We start from the raw sequence: 15,576 nt of genomic DNA on the forward strand, positions 1-15,576 counted from the left end.
TGTTCAGCTCCTCGGCGCCAGCGGGTCGACGATCGCGTCGTTCAGCCAGTGCTTCAAGGTCTCGGCCGCGTCCGGCGCCAGATCGCCGGCGATGGCGATTTCGGCGCCGGTCAGCGTCTCGCCGGGGTCGGCGTCGGGTAGATAGCCGTGCTGGTCCAGCCAGCCCTGAAGCTGCTCCAGGGTGTCGTTGCGAAACCGCGAGACCTTGCCCTCCCGAAGCGATTCAATCAATTCGACCGGGTCGCCCGCCAGCTGTTCGGCCAGGCTGGCCACCCGCGGCAGAAAGCGATCGCTGAGCAGGCCCGTCTGCGCCAGCGTGGCGTGATCGACCGGTCGCGCGTGCGTCGAGCGCCAGTGCTTCAGGATCAGCCGGGCGGCACGAATCCGGCCGCGCAGCATCCGCGACTGGTGCTCGTCAAGCCAGTCCGGCGACGAGTCGGAGGACTGGTCCACGAGATCCAGAAATCGTGCCAGTGGTCCCAGGCTGAACAGGCCGGCGCGCATCAGGGCGGCGGCCATCGAGAGATCATCGCGCAGCACGTGGAATACGCTGATCCGTCCCGGATCCTGCCAGGGATCGATGGCCTCGACGCCAGCGGCACGGGCCCACTCTTCGGCCGATTGGCCGGCCGGGTCCGGAATTGCCGGCCCGCTGGCCGCCACCTCCGGCATGCGGAACTCAAGCTGCCGGACCTGATTCTGGCGGAGCTCGGCCATGCTGATTTCGTGCGGTGAAAAATCCCGGCCCAGCCATTCGCGCCAGGCTTCGGCGTCATCGCTTTGGGCGGTCAGGTAGAACACCTGGCGGCCGGCGGCGATGAGCTCGCCTGCCGCCTGGACAATGGAGCGATAGCGGTCCGGATCACTGGTGGTCAGGGCTTCGTCCATGAACAGCGGCAGCGGCTCGAAACTGGCCTCGAGCTGCTCGATCCAGGCCAGGCGCACGGCCAGCATGAGTTGGGCGCGGGTACCAGTCGAAAGGCGGGTTGCCGGCTGCGGCTGTCCGCTTCGCGTATCCAGCGCCAGGAACTCACCGGCGCTGAACTCGAGCCGGTAGCGATGGCCGGTGAAGCGATTGAGCCATCGATCGGCGATGGCCAGCAGCGCCGGTTCCTGCTCGGCCCGGTGGGTGGCTGCGACGTCGTCGATCAGAAAGCGGCCGGCGGCGGCCAGCAGGTGACGTTCGAGCTCGGTCTGCAGCGCGTCTTTTCCGCCCTCCAGCTCGACTCCCAGCTGTTCGAGTTCGCGCCGTTGCAGGGCGTCGGCATGGCGAGTCTGGATCTCGGCGATTTGACGGTTGAGGTGATCGCGCTGCCCGGCGCGTTCGGTCAGTTCTTCGTGCAGCGCCATCAGTTCCTGGTGGCCCTGCTTGCGGGCCAGTGCGAGCAGTTCCGGTGCCTCGGCCAGGCGCTGCTCCAGGCGCGTGATTTCGCGCCCGAGATCGATTCGCTCGCCCTCCAGCTTCTGCCACAAGGGGAACTGCTCGGCTTTGTGGCGCAGCGTAGCCAGTTCGTCCGGGCGCACGCCGGCGGTTTCGAAGATGCCGAGGATGCGCTGGCGCAGCTGGCTGATGTCGGCATGCAGTTCGCCGATGCGGCGGTTGCGCGCCTGGACCGAGTTGTACAGCTCGGCGTGGCGTCGAATTCTCGGGATCAGCTGGTTGACCAGGCTGGCCAGCGTCTGCGACGAGACCTGGTCGAGCGACAGTGCGTGTCGTTCGAGCAGGGCGGCAGCCTGTGCGCGTTCGGGCTGATAGCGTTCGTTCAGTTGCCGCAGGCGATGTCGGTGGTGATCGCAGCGCTGCTGGCCCAGCTGCCAGTCCTGGAGATGGCGTGACCACATCAGGAAGGTGGTTTCCAGGCGCTGTTCGGCCGACAGACCCAGGCCCGAGGCCAGTTCCGACAGCTGCTGGCGGGCCCGGTCGAGGGCGCCGCGCTGGCTGTTGAGCTCGGCGCGCAGATCGCTTGCGCGAAGCTGGCTGATCTCGTGCTGGGTGGCGGCCTCAAGCTCGAGTTCCAGGCGCTTGAGTCGCGCCCGGACTTCGGGTTCGTTCCAGCCCAGAGGCGGCTCTATGGCGCTGGCCTCGAAATCTTTTCGCGCCTGGCTGCGGTCACGCAGGCGCAGCGCGAAGCGCCCGAGCATGGCGCCGGGCAGTCCCGCCGACAGGGCGACCAGCAGCAGCAACTCGGGTTGGCCGGACAGCCCCGGGTCGACCAGCAGCCGGGCTCCGCCCACCAGGGCGGCGATAAACAGTGTGCCCCAAAGCCATCCTTCCAGCGGGCTCAGGCGGGCCAGCGCAAGCCAGTCCTGCAGCGCTGAACGCGCCGTTCGCAGATCGTCGCGCGGACGTCCGGTCAGGTTGCGCGATGCCTGGGCCAGCCCCAGCTGGCCGCTGAGCGCGCGAATGCGCTCGCGCAGGCCGAGGACCTTGTCGACCTGCTTTTCCAGCCGTTCGAGCGCGTCCTGGTCCAGTTTCTGGACTTCGTCGGGGACGTTTCCGCCAAGCCGGGCCGCGGCTTCGGCCACCGCGTGCTCGGCCTCACTGAGCCGGTCGGTTTCGGCTTCGATTCGCTGCTCGCTGACAGCCAGCCGGTCGCGTGTATCGGCCAGTTCGGCCTGCAGGCTTTCCAGGGCTTCCGGATCTTCGACGCCGGTTTCGGCCAGCCGCGACTGCTCTTTCTTCAGCGCGGTATGCTCCAGAACAATGGCCTGCTGCTTGCGTTCCAGCTGTTGCTGTGTCTCGTCGATGCGTTCGAGCTCATCACCGCGCAGCCGGTCCATGCCGCCCGGGAACTCTTCGATCAGGGTGGACTCCAGTGCGGTGCGCCGTGCCGCGGCCTCGGCCAGTGCCTGCGCATCCTCGACTGCCCCGATTCGCGCGGCCGCCTCGGTCGCAGCACGCAGCCTGTCTTCCAGCTCGTTGAGCCGGTCGATATCTTCGTGCAGGCGGGCGTATTCACGCTCCTTGTCATCGATGGCGCGGTGGCATCGATCGATCTCGCGGGCCAGTTTCTGGGGACGCGGGGGCGCAAGCAGCGGAGGCTTTGCGAGCAGGGCATCAAGATCGTAGCCCCCCGTGAGCAGGGTCTTCAGTTCGGCCGCGATATGGGCATCGGTGCGGCCGGGCGCGCTGAGGTCTTCGGTGCTGACCAAGAAAGCGTCGATGGATTCGGCCCCGGGCAGGTTCGGGGGAGCCATTTTCCGACCGTCACGGGTCCAGCTCACCCGGGCGCCGAGGCGGTGCGCGACCAGCGTGCCCTGGCCGTCCTGCCAGCGCGCCAGGATCTCGCAGTATTCCCCGTTCGGGTCGGGATAGAGCACGGCGCGAACCGCGCGCACCAGGCTGGATTTGCCTGATCCGTTCGGCCCGGTGACCAGGTTTACGGTCTCCGGCTCGAGGTTGACGGAGAACGGCGCGTCAATCCCCGGCAGATGGCGAATGTCGAGCGTGAGCAGTTTCATGGCGCGCCCGGTTTTTGCGCCAGGAGATCATTCAGCGTTGTCCGCGCAGCCTGCAGCAGCCAGTAGCGTACGCCTTCATCATCAAGGTCTGCCGCAAGTTCTCGGAATTCTTTCTGGCCGGCCGCTTCGGCCAGATGAGGCCGGGCGCGTGCAATGAGGTCTTGGTGTTCCGGGTGGGCGCTGTCTTGAAGCACAAGAATGCGCCGGGCAAGAAGACCGCAGGGGTCTTCCTGGCGCGCCAGGCGCTCGAGATCGGCCGCCGCGCCGGTCGCAACCACCACTTTTTGCACAAACAGCCGGATGGAGCCCTCTTTCCAGGGTCGGGACCCGGCGATCAGGTCGTCGGCGGCCTGGGTGAGGGCGGACTCGAATCGGCAGCGTCCGGTCAGCGTCAGACGCAGGCCGATGACGTCGGGTACAAAGCGCTCGTTTTGGAGCGTTTCGATATGCGCCCGCCCGGCGGCCAGGGTGGCTTCGGCCAGATCTTCGGGCGCCTCCAGTGGGCTGACGTCGATCTGGACGGTGTCGAAGCGCAGCGGCGCCAGCGGCAGCTGGGTCGCGGCAAGCTGGCCGTCGTTAAACTCGATCAGCCACGGCCCCCGTGGGCCGGTGTCGGACGCCCTGAGCGCGGTGGCTGAGCCCAGGTAGCCGATCGGGCGTTCCCCGTCGAGGCGATCGGGCTGATGGATATGGCCGAGCAGCCAGGCGGCCGTGCCGGCCGCTTCGAGATCCTGGCTGGTGACGGGGGCATAGGGGCTGTCGCTCTGGTCCCGGTCGCAGTGCAGCAGACCGATGACGCGCTCGGGCCGTTCGATACGCGGCAGCTCGTGGAGCGGATTGTGGCGGACGTGCGGGCGCGGGAAAGACCAGCCGAGGACGCTCAGTTTGCCGAGGCTTTTTTTCTGCCAGCGACCGCCAGCGCCGAGCAGGTGCAGGGCATCGATTTCGGCCGCCAGCCGCGGTAGTACCAGGGTATCGTGATTGCCGGCTACGGCCAGGACCGGGATGCCGGCTGCGGCCAGTTGGTCGATGCCCTGTTTCAGGTCGCCGTAAGCGACCAGCAGGTCGCGGCTGCGCTCGACCACGTCACCGGCCAGCAGGACCCCGTCGACGCCGCGCTCCAGGGCTTCGTTGACGCAGCGTCTCCAGGCCGCCTCCGGACCCAGCCCGGGGCGCTGTGTCTGAAGATCCGGATGCAGAGCGGCCGGACTTCGGCCCAGGTGGATGTCGCCGATGGCGAGCAGGGTGGTCATGCCGAAGTGTTCGTCATCGTGGGCTTGAGATCATGCGGCCGGATCCGATCGCCTTTGGCAGTCAGCCCGTGACGATAGCCGATTGACTGCGGGGCGGCAAGGCGCCGTCGCCGGATACGGCCGGGTCATGCGCCCTGCGGGTCCCGCGCCTGCTCAAGCTCTGTTTCGGCCTGGAGCCATTCGGCTTCCAGGTCGGATTGTTTTTGCTGCAGCGTGGCGCGCTCGCTCAGCAGCGCCTTCAGCCGCGGTGCTCCGGTTTCGGCATACAGCTCGGGATCGGCCAGGGCGCGTTCGAGTGCATGCAGTCGCTCGGCGGCCTGATCGACGGCCTGGGCCAGGCGGTCGACGCGATTTCTGAGCGGCTTGAGGGTCGCCCGGGTCGCTTTCGATGGCGGCCGGGATTTCGGCTTGATGGCTTTGTCGTCGCCGGATTCCGGCCCGGTTTCGGCAGGTCGATCTCGCAGCCAGCGCCGGTAGTCGTCCAGGTCGCCGTCGAAGCGCTCCACCGTGCCGTGGTCGATCAGCCAGAAGTCCTCGACCGTGTTGCCGAGCAGGTGGCGGTCGTGGGAGACCGTGATGACCGCGCCGTCAAAGCCCTGCAGCGCGACGGTCAGGGCGTGGCGCATATCCAGATCAAGGTGGTTGCTGGGCTCGTCGAGCAGCAGCAGGTTGGGCGCCTGCCAGACCAGCATGGCCAGGACCAGCCTGGCTTTTTCGCCCCCGGAGAAATGCGCGACCGGGCCGGTCGCCATGTCACCGCGAAAATCAAAGCCGCCGAGGAAGTTGCGCAGGCGCTGCTCGGGGACTTCCGGGGTCAGCCGGGCCAGGTGGGTAACCGGACTGGCCTCGGGGTCGAGCTGCTCGAGCTGGTGCTGGGCGAAATACCCGACCTGCAGTTTGGGGCTCGCGGTGATTCGGCCCGATAGCGGTTCAAGGTCTCCGGCCAGGGCGCGCACCAGGGTCGACTTCCCGGCGCCGTTGAGGCCCAGCAGGCCGATTCGGTCACCCGGTGACAGGCTGAGCGAGACCTGTTCGAGCACCCGGGTCTCGCCGTAGCCCAGGTCGACCTGATCCAGGTGCAGCACCGGGTTGGTTGCCGGCGGCGGCGTCGGAAACGCGAAATCGAACGGCGAATCGACGTGAGCCGGGGCCAGCACTTCCATGCGCTCCAGCGCCTTGATGCGGCTCTGGGCAGCCCGTGCCTTGGTGGCCTTGGCGCGGAAGCGGTCGATGAATTTCTGGATATGGGCGATTTCGCGCTGCTGTTTCTCGCGCGCGGCCTGCTCGCCGGCCAGGCGCTCGGCGCGCTGGCGCTCGAAGCTTGAGTAACCGCCGCTGTAGGCGTTGAGCCGACGGTGCTCGATGTGCAGGACCGAGTCGACCACCTGGTCGAGAAAGTCCCGGTCGTGGGAGATCAGCAGCAGCGTGCCCTCGTAGCGGCGTAGCCAGTCCTCCAGCCAGACCACGGTTTCCATATCGAGGTGGTTGGTCGGCTCGTCGAGCAGCAGCAGGTCGGAGGGACACATCAGGGCGCGGGCCAGGCTTAAGCGAATCCGCCAGCCGCCGGAGAAGTCCGAGACCGGCTTCTGGTGCTCCGCGGTGGCGAAACCGAGACCGTTGAGCAGCGCGCCGGCCCGGGCATGGGCATCGTAGCCGCCGGCTTCACCAAGTTCGGCATGGGCTTCGGCGATGGCGTGTCCGTCGCTGTCGGCTTCGGCGGTGGCGACCCTGCGCTCGGCTGCGCGCAAACGGTCATCGCCGTCGGTGACGTAATCGATCGCCGGGCGGTCCAGGTCGTCGATTTCCTGGGCCATGTGCGCCAGCCTCCAATCTGACGGCAGGGAAAGCTCGCCGGCATCGAGGTCGATTTCGCCGAGCAGCAGGCGGAACAGGCTGGTCTTGCCGCTGCCGTTGGCGCCGATCAGCCCGACCTTGTGGCCCGGATACAGGGTGGCCGAGGTCGACTCCAGCAGGGCTTCGGGACCGTGGCGCAGGGTAATGTCGGAAAGCTGGATCATGCGAATGCATAATGGTAGCTCAACCCGCCTGATTTGCCTCCTCGATCTGTGTCTGACGACGTCTCTGCGGCCATCGATACGTCCTACCGCGTTCGGGTGCACCCGCGTGCCCGGCACGTTCGGCTGCGCATGGATCCGCGCGACGGGCTGGTCGTGACCGTGCCCGCCCGCTTTGATCGCCGGCGACTCCCGGCGCTGCTCGAGCAGCGGGCCGAATGGATTCATCAAGCGCGCCGGCGCCAGGCTTCGGCCCGGGCCGAACTCGAGCCGGGGCTGTTGGGTCGGCGACCGCAGAGGGTTGAACTGGCAGCCGTGGCTCGAAGCTGGCAGGTGGTTTACGAACCCGGATCAAGGGCCCGTCTCGGGTTTCGGGAAGAACCTGATCGACTGATCCTCCAGCTGCCCGCGCTGGATCCAGAACAGATCGACGAGCGCGTGGCCAGCCGCCTGCGGCGCTGGCTGATGGAGCGCGCGCGCAGCTACCTGCCCGAGAAAGTCGCCGAGCTTGCGGCCGAGCACGGCTTTCGCTATCGCAACGTTCAGATCCGCAACCAGCACGCGCGCTGGGGCAGCTGCTCGTCGCGCGGTAACCTGTCGCTCAACGCGCGGCTATTGTTCTGCTCACCGGCGGCCTGCGATTACGTGCTGCTGCACGAGCTGGTGCACACGGTGCATCCTGATCACTCACCGGCATTCTGGGGTCGGGTGGCCGAGCTGATGCCCGACTATCGGCGTCAGCAGGATAGCCTCAAGGAGGTCTGGCTGCGCCTGCCGGACTGGATTTGAATAATCTCCAACATAAAAAGAGGGAACAGGCATGAAATTGATTGTCAAGCTGATCTCCGGCATCGTGCTCGGCATCCTGGTCGGGCTGTTCGCGCCGGAGTGGGTCACCCGGGTTTTGCTGACCTTCAAGGGCTTGTTCGGCCAGCTGCTGTTTTTCACCATCCCGCTGCTGATCCTGTTCTACATCACCAGCGGCATCGCCGGCCTGCCGCGCGATTCGGGACGCTTGCTCGGGACCACGCTGGGGCTGGCCTATGGCTCGACCCTGGTTGCCGGCGTGCTGGCCTTTCTGGCGGCCACGGCGCTGGTGCCGCTGCTGACCGGCGGCGCGCTGTCGGCGGCAGAGGCCGAGGGCACGGCGCCGGCGGCGTTTATCAGCGTGGAGATTCCGCCCTTGTTCGGGATCATGAGCGCGTTGGCCGCGGCCTTCATCTTCGGCCTGGGTATCGCCGCCAGCCGCGCGGAAAATCTCAGACGGCTGTTCGATGAAGGCCGCGACGTCATCCGCGCGCTGCTGGTCGGTGTCATCATTCCGCTGCTGCCGTTCTACATCGCCGGCGTGTTCGCCGAACTGGCCGCTGCCGGCACGGTTTTCGCGACCCTGCGCACCTTCGGCGTCGTGCTGGCCATGTCGATTGCCCTGCACTGGGTCTGGATCGTGGTCCTGTTCGTCATCGCCGGCCTGCGCGCCGGCGCCTCTCCGTTCAAGCTGATCGGCGGGATGCTGCCGGCCTACTTTACCGCCCTGGGCACGATGTCGAGTGCCGCGACCATTCCGGTGACCCTGCAGGCGGCCCGGTCCAACGGCGTGCGCGAATCGGTGGCGGCGTTTACCGTGCCGCTGTGCGCGACCACCCACCTGGCCGGCTCGACCATCACCATCGTCTCCTGCGCGGTGGCGGTGATGGTGCTGCAGGACGGGCTCGCGGTGCCGTCGCTGCTGAGCATGATTCCGTTCATCCTGACCCTGGGCGTGGTGATGCTGGCCGCCCCCGGGGTGCCGGGCGGGGCGGTGATGGCGGCGGTGGGGCTGCTGGGCTCGATGCTCGGTTTCGGCGAGACAGCGATTGCCCTGATGATTGCGCTGTACATGGCCCAGGACAGCTTCGGCACGGCCTGCAACGTGACCGGCGATGGCGCGATTGCGCTGATGGTCGATTCGGTAGCGCCGGCCGACAGCGCTGCGAGCCAAGGTCCTTCCTGAACCCGGGTTTTTCTTTGGCTGAAACGAAAAACGCGGCCACTGAGGGCCGCGTTTTTCGTGGTGCTTTGGTTTATCGGGGTTACTGACCCAGCAGCGGCGCAATCACCAGGCTGACGATGGCCATGACGTTGATGAGGATGTTCATCGACGGGCCCGAGGTGTCCTTGAGCGGGTCGCCCACGGTGTCGCCGACCACGTTGGCCTTGTGGGCTTCCGAGCCCTTGCCGCCGAAGTTGCCTTTCTCGACGTGCTTTTTGGCGTTGTCCCAGGCACCGCCGGCGTTGGCCATGGTCAGGGCCAGCAGCACGCAGCCGAGCAGGGCGCCGCCGAGCATACCGCCCAGCGCCTCGGCGCCCATGCCGAAGCCGACCACGACCGGGCCGAGCACGGCCAGCGAGGCCGGCAGCATCATGCGCTTGATCGCCGAGGTGGTGGCGATATCGACGCAGCGCGCGGCATCGGGTTCGGCCGTGCCTTCGAGCAGACCGGGGATTTCGCGGAACTGGCGCCGGATTTCCTGAATCATTTCGAACGCGGCGTTACCGACCGCGGTCATGGTGATAGCGGCCACCAGGAACGGGAACACCCCGCCGATGAACATGCCGATCAGTACGTTCGGGTCCGAGATTTCCAGGGTAAAATCGGGAATGCGATGGGCAACTTCGGCGATGTAGGCCGAGATGATGGTCAGGGCGGCCAGTGCGGCAGCACCGATCGCAAAGCCCTTGCCGATCGCGGCGGTGGTGTTGCCCAGCTCGTCGAGCGAGTCGGTGATCTTGCGGGTGTCTTCGCCCAGGCCGGCCATTTCGGCAATGCCGCCGGCGTTGTCGGCGACCGGGCCATAGGCGTCGATGGCCATGGTCATGCCAACCGTGGCGAGCATGGACACCGCCGCGATACCGACCCCGTAGAGCTCGGCGTTGGCGTTGGCGATGAAGATCATGGTGCAGATGGTCAGGATCGGGATGACCACCGACTGCATGCCGGTGGCCAGGCCGGCGATGATGACCGTGGCCGAGCCGGTCTCGCCGGCGCGGGCGATCTCGCGCACCGGCTTGCCGGCGGTGTAGTACTCGGTCGACAGTCCGATGATGACGCCGCCGACGGCGCCGGCCAGGGCGGCAAACCAGACCCCGGTGTCCACACCGACGAAGCGGATCAGGAAGAAGGCCAGGATGACGAAGCCGATGGCGGCCGACATGGTGCCCAGGCGCAGTGCCACTTCCGGGCTCTTGCTCGACGAGGAGCGCACCACCAGGATGGCGAGGATGGAGCACACCAGGCCCAGCGAAGACAGCAGCAGGGGCAGGCTCATCAGCGCCGAGCCTTCGCCCAGGCCTTCGACGAAACCGGTGGCCGACTGCTGGACCATGACGGTGGCCAGCGCGACCGTCGCGATCATCGCGCCGCAGTACGACTCGAAAATGTCCGAGCCCATGCCGGCGACGTCGCCGACGTTGTCACCGACGTTGTCGGCGATCACGCCGGGGTTGCGCGGGTCGTCTTCCGGGATGCCGGCCTCGACCTTGCCGACCAGGTCGGCGCCGACGTCGGCGGCCTTGGTGAAGATGCCGCCGCCGACACGGTAGAACAGGGCGACCACGCCGGCGCCCATGCCGAAGCCGTGGATGTTGTGCGCGGTCTCCGGGTCGGTGCCGAAGATCAGGTAGAGCGATCCCAGCCCGACCAGCCCCAGCGAGGCCAGCACCATGCCCATGACCGAGCCGCCGTAGAAGGCGACTGTAAGCGCCTTGGCCTGGCCGAACTCATGCGCTGCCGAGGTGGTGCGCACGTTGGCGCGGGTCGCGGCGATCATGCCCAGGAACCCGGCCAGGGCCGAAGCGATCGCGCCGACCAGGAAGGAGATACCCGTCTGGATGCCCAGCCCGGAAAACGACAGGGCGACGAAGATGACGGCGACGGAAAGTCCGATCAGGATCAGCTCGCGCCGCATGAAGGCCAGGGCGCCCTGCTGAATCAGCTTGGCGATCTTGGCCGGCTTGCCCTCCATGACCGGGTAGCTCATGACGATGCGATAGAGGATGAAGGCGACGATCAGGCCGACAACCCCGAGGATGGGGGGGATCATTAACTGATTCATTTTTTCTCCCAGAAATCAGGCAGGTAGTTGGATTGTGTGGTGGAACCCCGGGCGGCTGTCTCGGTTCGAGGGCCGCATAGCCGCCCAATTGTAGAAACATTGCGAGCCGAGGGCAAATCGGCTTTTTGAGCGGTCGGCCTCAAACCGTCCGCGGATGGGGCCGGCTGTATGCCCGGCAAACGATCCGGACCCAGCCGTCGCGCTGGGTGATCGTGGGCTGCGGATCCAGCGAACGGTAGGCCTCGGCCACCGCCTCGGCCTGCTCGGGGAGGATGCCCGACAGGACCAGCGCGCCGCCGGGCTCAACCCGGTGGGCCAGCGTGGGTGCCAGGTCGATTAAAGGACGGGCGAGGATGTTGGCTACAACCAGCTGCGCGGTCTCGCCGCGAGCCATGCGATCGTTCAGAGCCAGCGGAGCGATCGCCGTGATCCGGTCGGCCACAGCGTTGCGGCGGGCGTTTTCCAGGGTGGCGCTCAAGGCCTGCGGGTCGTGATCGATCGCGATCACCTCGCGCGCGCCCTTTAGCGCCGCGGCGATCGCCAGCACGCCCGAGCCGCAGCCGAAGTCGATCACCCGCTCGATGTCTGGTTCCAGCGCGGCGATCCACTCCAGGCACAGCGCGGTGGTCGGATGGGTGCCGCTGCCGAAGGCCAGGCCGGGGTCGAGCTTGATCACCAGCGGCCATGCGGGGTCGGGATCGACGTGGCTGGGGCAGATCCACAGGCCGTGACCAAACTGCATCGGCCGGTAGCGGTCCATCCACGCCCGGGTCCAGTCGCGATCAACCAGATCGGACCACGCCAGCGCGGTAGCGGCATCGATCAGGCCGGTTTTCAGCAAAGCATCGGTGACCAAGGCCCGCGAAACCGAGCCCGGCAGCAGGGCCTGGACCACAACCTTTGGCCAGACCGGCATTTCGCCCGGCCCCGGCTCGTGCAGCGGGTGGTCGGCGGCATCCAGCAGGCTGATCGACACCGCGCCCAGATCGAACAGCGTCTGTTCGGCCTCATCGATTTCCTCGGCACCGACAGTGACCTGGAGGTTCAGCCAGCTTTGCGATGGCTCTTCCGTCATGACCAGTCCCCGAAGCGCGTCTGCAGCAGGGCGAGAATGGCCGGGCCGGCGGTCTCGGTGCGCAGAATGCGCGCGCCCAGGCGAAGCCTTTTGTATCCGCGCTGCTCGAGGCCGCGCAGTTCGTCTGCGCTCAGCCCACCCTCCGGCCCGATGACGACGCTGAAGCTTGGCGATGGCGGCGCGAGGAGGTCGGCTGGGCTATGCGATCCCTGTGGATCCAGCACCAGGTTCAGGCCGGGCGCGTTAGAGATGTCTTGCAGCGAGACCGGCGCATCGATGCGCGGAATACGGACCCGCCCGCTCTGCTCGGCCGCCGAAACCGCGACCTGTTGCCAGTGCGCCTGCCGGCGCTCGGCGCGCTGGCCGTCGAGTCGGACCTCGGTGCGTTCGGAAAAGACCGGCTGTATGCGGGCGACGCCCAGCTCGGTCGATTTCTGAATGCACCAGTCCATGCGCTCGCCGCGGCCGATGGCCTGAACCAGGGTGACCTCGATCGCAGACTCCACGTCTGGTCGCTCGGCCTGGTCGAGGCGAATCCGGCAGTGCTGGCGCGTGCCCGTGTCGACGATCTCGGCCGGGAACTCGCGCCCGTCTCCGTTGAAGACCTGGATTCGGGCGCCGGCGCGCAGCCGCAGGACGCGAGTCAGGTGGCGTGCGGCGGCCGCCGGCAAGGTTATTTCCGTCTCTTCGGCGAGCGACTGATCGAGATGGACGCGGATGGTTCGCATCAGCGCGGCCGTGTCTGGCGGCGATTGCCCGGATTCTTCATGCGCGTATGATGTAGAGCCTGTCTGAATGAACGCGTTCGAGCCCGGAGTGTACGTCAATGCAGTCTGAGTCCGCAGTCCGCAGTCCGGCCCCGGTGCGGGGCTTTTCCCTGATCGAAATCCTGGTGGTGGTGGTCATCATCGGCATCCTCGCCGCCGTCGTGGTCCCGCGGGTGATGGACGAGCCGGATCGGGCCCGGGTGACCAAGGCCAAGCAGGATATCCAGGCGCTGGTGACCGCACTGAACATGTACCGCCTCGACAACTTCGTCTATCCGTCGACCGAGCAGGGTCTGGAGGCGCTGGTCCGCCAGCCGGCCGGCCAGCCGGAAGCGCCCAACTGGCGCCCCGGCGGCTACCTCGACCGGGTACCGCGCGATCCCTGGGGTCGCGACTACCAGTACCTGTATCCGGGCGTGCGCGGCGAGTTCGACGTCTGGACCTTCGGCGCCAACGGCATGTCGGGCGGCGACGGCATCAACGCGGAGATCGGTAACTGGGGCGATGAATGAAAGCGGGGATCCGGGGATTTACCCTGATCGAATTGCTGGTGGTGGTCACCATCGGCGCGGTCCTGGCCAGCCTGGTGGTGCTGGGCCTGGGGCGCTGGTCTTCGCCGGATGATCCCGAGCGGCAGCTGGCCCGCATGGCGGCGCTGCTGGAACTGCAGTGCGAGCAGGCCCTGTTTCAATCGCGCCCGCGCGGCATCCGGGTGACCCCGTCCGGCTTCGATTTCTGGCAGGCCGGATCGGCCGGCTGGGTCGAGTTGTCGTCGTCGGGGATTAACCGGCAGCGCGCCTGGCACGGCGAGGTCGAGCCCAGGTTGTTCGTCGAAGGCCGGCGCCGGGCGCTGGAAGACGCGATCGATCTGCCCCAGATCCTGTGCCAGCCCCTGGGCGAGGTGACGCCGTTTGAGCTGGAGCTGCGTTCGGGCCAGGAACGGGCCCGGCTGACGGTTTCCGGCCGCGGACAACAGCAGCTGCGAACTGGCTGAGTTCGCGCGTGTCTGTCTTCCGTGCAATCCGCGGCCGCAAGCAGCCCTTTTGCAGCGGTTTCACCCTGCTGGAGGTGCTGGTGGCGCTGGTGATCGTGGCCGTGGCGCTGGCGGCCCTGGCGCGCGCCGGCTCCCAGGCGCTTACGGCCCAGGCCAGCCTCGAACAACGCACCCTTGCGCTTTGGGTGGCCGACAACGTGCTGGCCGAGATTCGCCTGGAAGGGGTGAGCACGGCGGGGCGGCGCCAGGGCCAGCGCCGCATGGGCGAGCGGGACTGGAGCTGGCAGGCGCTGATTCAGCCCGCGCCCGGTGACGAACTCATGCGCGTTGACGTTGCGGTGTATCGCGAATCGAACCGATCGACGCCCATCCTGACCCACACCGGGTTTGTGCCGCGATGACACCTTCCTCGCTTCCTCGCGGTTACACGCTGATTGAGGTGCTGATCGCGGTCAGCGTGTTCGCCGTTCTCGCCGGCAGCGTCTACCTGGCGCTGTCCGCGCTATCGGAGGCTGCGTTCGTGCAGCGCGAGCGTAGCCAGGAGCTGGCGGCACTGCAGTTGTCCGTGACGCGCCTGGAAGCCGATCTGCGCCAGCTGGTCAGCCGACCGGTGCGCCGGTTCGACGAAGGGCTGGCCCCGGCCTTGGACGGGCAGCGCGACCGCTTCGAAGCCACGCGCGCCGGCTGGGCCAATCTTGGCGACCAGCGCCGCAGCCAGCTGCAGCGATTCGGATGGCAGCGGCAGGGTGAAGGGCTGGTACGACAGTTCCACCCGGTCACCGACCCGGCCGGCGCCGGCGCCCGGCAGACCGAGACGGTGCTGGACGCGGTCGACGGCTTCGAGCTGGAATACCGCAGCGAGGACGATCGCTGGCTGGATCAGTGGCCGCCTGAGGCAGCCCTGGAAGCACTGCCGTCGGCGGTTCGATATCGCCTCCGCACGGCACGCTTCGGGGTCATCGAGCGGATCGTGGTGTTGTGATGGTTCAGCGGTTTCGGCAGCGCGGCAGCGCTTTGCTCATCGCCCTGGTGGCGGTGGCGCTGGCCACCGTGCTGGCGGTGGGGCTGCTCGAGCGCGCCCAGCGCGCGATGGCGCGGACCGAGGCGCTGATCAGCGGCGAGCGCTCATACCAGTACGCGCTGGCGATGGAAGCGCTGGTGGCGCGGATGATGACCCGCGCTCGCGCCGAGGGCCTGGATGCCGCGCTGGCCGACGGGGCCTGGACACCGCCGTACGACGTCCCCGGCGGGCAGGTCCGGGGCCGTTTGCTGGACCAGCAGGGGCGCTTCAATCTCAATGCCCTGGCCAGCCCGGATGGCGCCCTGGCCAGGCGCGCCGAGCGCCGGCTGGAGCGTCTGCTCGAGGTGCTTGGCCAGCCGCCGGCCGTGGCTGCCGAGCTGGCCGACTGGATCGAGGGGGATGCCGCGATCCGCTCCGGCAGCGTCGGCGATTTCTGGTATGCCGCCCAGCAGCCAGCCTACCGGATGTCCGGGCTGCCGCTGGCCCATGTCAGCGAGCTGCGCTGGCTGCGCAGCGTCGATTCAGGCGTCTATGAGGTCCTCTTGCCGCACGTGACGGCCTTGCCCGACCCCCGGCTGCGGGTCAACGTCAATAGCACTTCAGCAGAAGTGTTGTCGGTTCTGGTCGAGGGCCTGGACGTCGAGTCGGCGCGGCGCGTGCTGGCCGACGGCCCTTTTACCGATCCGGCCCAGTTGAGCGCGCATCCGCTTCTGGCCGGATTGCTGACGCCGGACGTCGAGCGCGAGCTGCTCGTCTCCAGCGAGTGGTACCTTGCCCAGGCGCGGGTGGTGCTGGAGGAGATCGAGCGCGATTTCTTCCGGCTGATGACGCTGGACGGCGCGGGTTATGATTTCCGCTACGCCAGTCAGGGGCTGCTCTGACTGGCGATTCATTC

General features: G+C 67.5%; 13 protein-coding genes. 7 read left to right on the plus strand and 6 right to left on the minus strand.

Annotated elements, in window-relative coordinates:
* Positions 1-3: 3 nt before the first annotated feature.
* The 3 genes from G3I74_RS11950 to G3I74_RS11960 all read right to left on the minus strand — a co-directional run bounded on the left by G3I74_RS11950 (position 4) and on the right by G3I74_RS11960 (position 6,733).
* Entirely contained in the window at positions 4-3,462 is a 3,459-nt protein-coding gene (locus G3I74_RS11950) for an ATP-binding protein (protein WP_164211843.1), read from the minus strand.
* Positions 3,459-4,715 (minus strand): metallophosphoesterase family protein, encoded by a 1,257-nt coding sequence (locus G3I74_RS11955; protein WP_164211844.1) that lies wholly within the window; start codon positions 4,713-4,715, stop codon positions 3,459-3,461. Before G3I74_RS11955 ends, G3I74_RS11950 begins: the two co-directional genes overlap by 4 nt.
* Before the next feature lie 125 nt (positions 4,716-4,840).
* Positions 4,841-6,733 carry an ATP-binding cassette domain-containing protein gene (locus G3I74_RS11960; protein ID WP_164211845.1) on the minus strand — a complete coding sequence of 631 codons (1,893 nt, stop codon included), beginning with the start codon at positions 6,731-6,733 and terminating at the stop codon, positions 4,841-4,843.
* 48 nt (positions 6,734-6,781) lie between these two features.
* Here G3I74_RS11960 and G3I74_RS11965 point away from each other — a divergent pair, with 48 nt between their 5' ends.
* Together G3I74_RS11965 and G3I74_RS11970 are read left to right on the plus strand one after the other, a co-directional pair.
* A complete protein-coding gene (locus G3I74_RS11965) occupies positions 6,782-7,519 on the plus strand; it encodes a YgjP-like metallopeptidase domain-containing protein (protein ID WP_164211846.1) in 738 nt (245 codons plus the stop codon).
* A gap of 31 nt (positions 7,520-7,550) precedes the next feature.
* Positions 7,551-8,723 (plus strand): dicarboxylate/amino acid:cation symporter, encoded by a 1,173-nt coding sequence (locus G3I74_RS11970; RefSeq protein ID WP_164211847.1) that lies wholly within the window; start codon positions 7,551-7,553, stop codon positions 8,721-8,723.
* 79 nt (positions 8,724-8,802) lie between these two features.
* Here G3I74_RS11970 and G3I74_RS11975 read toward each other — a convergent pair whose 3' ends face one another.
* The 3 genes from G3I74_RS11975 to G3I74_RS11985 all read right to left on the minus strand — a co-directional run bounded on the left by G3I74_RS11975 (position 8,803) and on the right by G3I74_RS11985 (position 12,627).
* A complete protein-coding gene (locus G3I74_RS11975; protein WP_164211848.1) occupies positions 8,803-10,824 on the minus strand; it encodes a sodium-translocating pyrophosphatase in 2,022 nt (673 codons plus the stop codon).
* A 139-nt stretch (positions 10,825-10,963) separates the two neighbouring features.
* On the minus strand, positions 10,964-11,899 hold the full coding sequence (prmA, locus tag G3I74_RS11980; RefSeq protein ID WP_164211849.1) for a 50S ribosomal protein L11 methyltransferase: 936 nt from the start codon (positions 11,897-11,899) through the stop codon (positions 10,964-10,966).
* Positions 11,896-12,627: a 16S rRNA (uracil(1498)-N(3))-methyltransferase gene (locus G3I74_RS11985; protein WP_164211850.1), complete on the minus strand. Its 732-nt coding sequence runs from the start codon at positions 12,625-12,627 to the stop codon at positions 11,896-11,898. The genes prmA and G3I74_RS11985 overlap by 4 nt, the downstream gene beginning before the upstream one ends.
* 98 nt (positions 12,628-12,725) lie before the next feature.
* On the opposite strand from G3I74_RS11985, the gene gspG reads away from it, so the two are divergent.
* From gspG to gspK, 5 genes are read left to right on the plus strand one after another with little or no spacing between them, the layout of a single operon-like run.
* Entirely contained in the window at positions 12,726-13,178 is a 453-nt protein-coding gene (gene gspG / locus G3I74_RS11990) for a type II secretion system major pseudopilin GspG (RefSeq protein WP_164211851.1), read from the plus strand.
* Complete coding sequence (locus G3I74_RS11995; protein ID WP_164212139.1) at positions 13,175-13,660, plus strand: GspH/FimT family pseudopilin; 486 nt, start codon at positions 13,175-13,177, stop codon at positions 13,658-13,660. The genes gspG and G3I74_RS11995 overlap by 4 nt, the downstream gene beginning before the upstream one ends.
* Before the next feature lie 8 nt (positions 13,661-13,668).
* Complete coding sequence (gspI, locus tag G3I74_RS12000) at positions 13,669-14,061, plus strand: type II secretion system minor pseudopilin GspI (RefSeq protein WP_164211852.1); 393 nt, start codon at positions 13,669-13,671, stop codon at positions 14,059-14,061.
* Positions 14,058-14,642: a type II secretion system minor pseudopilin GspJ gene (gene gspJ, locus G3I74_RS12005; protein ID WP_164211853.1), complete on the plus strand. Its 585-nt coding sequence runs from the start codon at positions 14,058-14,060 to the stop codon at positions 14,640-14,642. Before gspI ends, gspJ begins: the two co-directional genes overlap by 4 nt.
* Positions 14,642-15,562, plus strand: coding sequence for a type II secretion system minor pseudopilin GspK (gene gspK / locus G3I74_RS12010; RefSeq protein ID WP_164211854.1), 921 nt, complete (start codon positions 14,642-14,644; stop codon positions 15,560-15,562). Before gspJ ends, gspK begins: the two co-directional genes overlap by 1 nt.
* The last annotated feature ends 14 nt before the right edge of the window (positions 15,563-15,576 follow it).

It is taken from the genome of Wenzhouxiangella limi, from assembly GCF_010499265.1.
GTDB classification, from domain to species: Bacteria; Pseudomonadota; Gammaproteobacteria; order Xanthomonadales; family Wenzhouxiangellaceae; genus Wenzhouxiangella; species Wenzhouxiangella limi.

Excerpts from the sequence above, each read along its gene's own strand:
- G3I74_RS11985 (WP_164211850.1), bottom strand. The coding sequence starts at position 12,627 with ATGCGAACCATCCGCGTCCATCTCGATCAGTCGCTCGCCGAAGAGACG.
- G3I74_RS11955 (WP_164211844.1), bottom strand. The coding sequence starts at position 4,715 with ATGACCACCCTGCTCGCCATCGGCGACATCCACCTGGGCCGAAGTCCG.
- prmA (WP_164211849.1), bottom strand. The coding sequence starts at position 11,899 with ATGACGGAAGAGCCATCGCAAAGCTGGCTGAACCTCCAGGTCACTGTC.
- gspJ (WP_164211853.1), top strand. The coding sequence starts at position 14,058 with ATGACACCTTCCTCGCTTCCTCGCGGTTACACGCTGATTGAGGTGCTG.
- G3I74_RS11950 (WP_164211843.1), bottom strand. The coding sequence starts at position 3,462 with ATGAAACTGCTCACGCTCGACATTCGCCATCTGCCGGGGATTGACGCG.
- G3I74_RS11995 (WP_164212139.1), top strand. The coding sequence starts at position 13,175 with ATGAAAGCGGGGATCCGGGGATTTACCCTGATCGAATTGCTGGTGGTG.
- gspG (WP_164211851.1), top strand. The coding sequence starts at position 12,726 with ATGCAGTCTGAGTCCGCAGTCCGCAGTCCGGCCCCGGTGCGGGGCTTT.
- gspK (WP_164211854.1), top strand. The coding sequence starts at position 14,642 with ATGGTTCAGCGGTTTCGGCAGCGCGGCAGCGCTTTGCTCATCGCCCTG.
- G3I74_RS11970 (WP_164211847.1), top strand. The coding sequence starts at position 7,551 with ATGAAATTGATTGTCAAGCTGATCTCCGGCATCGTGCTCGGCATCCTG.
- G3I74_RS11975 (WP_164211848.1), bottom strand. The coding sequence starts at position 10,824 with ATGAATCAGTTAATGATCCCCCCCATCCTCGGGGTTGTCGGCCTGATC.
- G3I74_RS11960 (WP_164211845.1), bottom strand. The coding sequence starts at position 6,733 with ATGATCCAGCTTTCCGACATTACCCTGCGCCACGGTCCCGAAGCCCTG.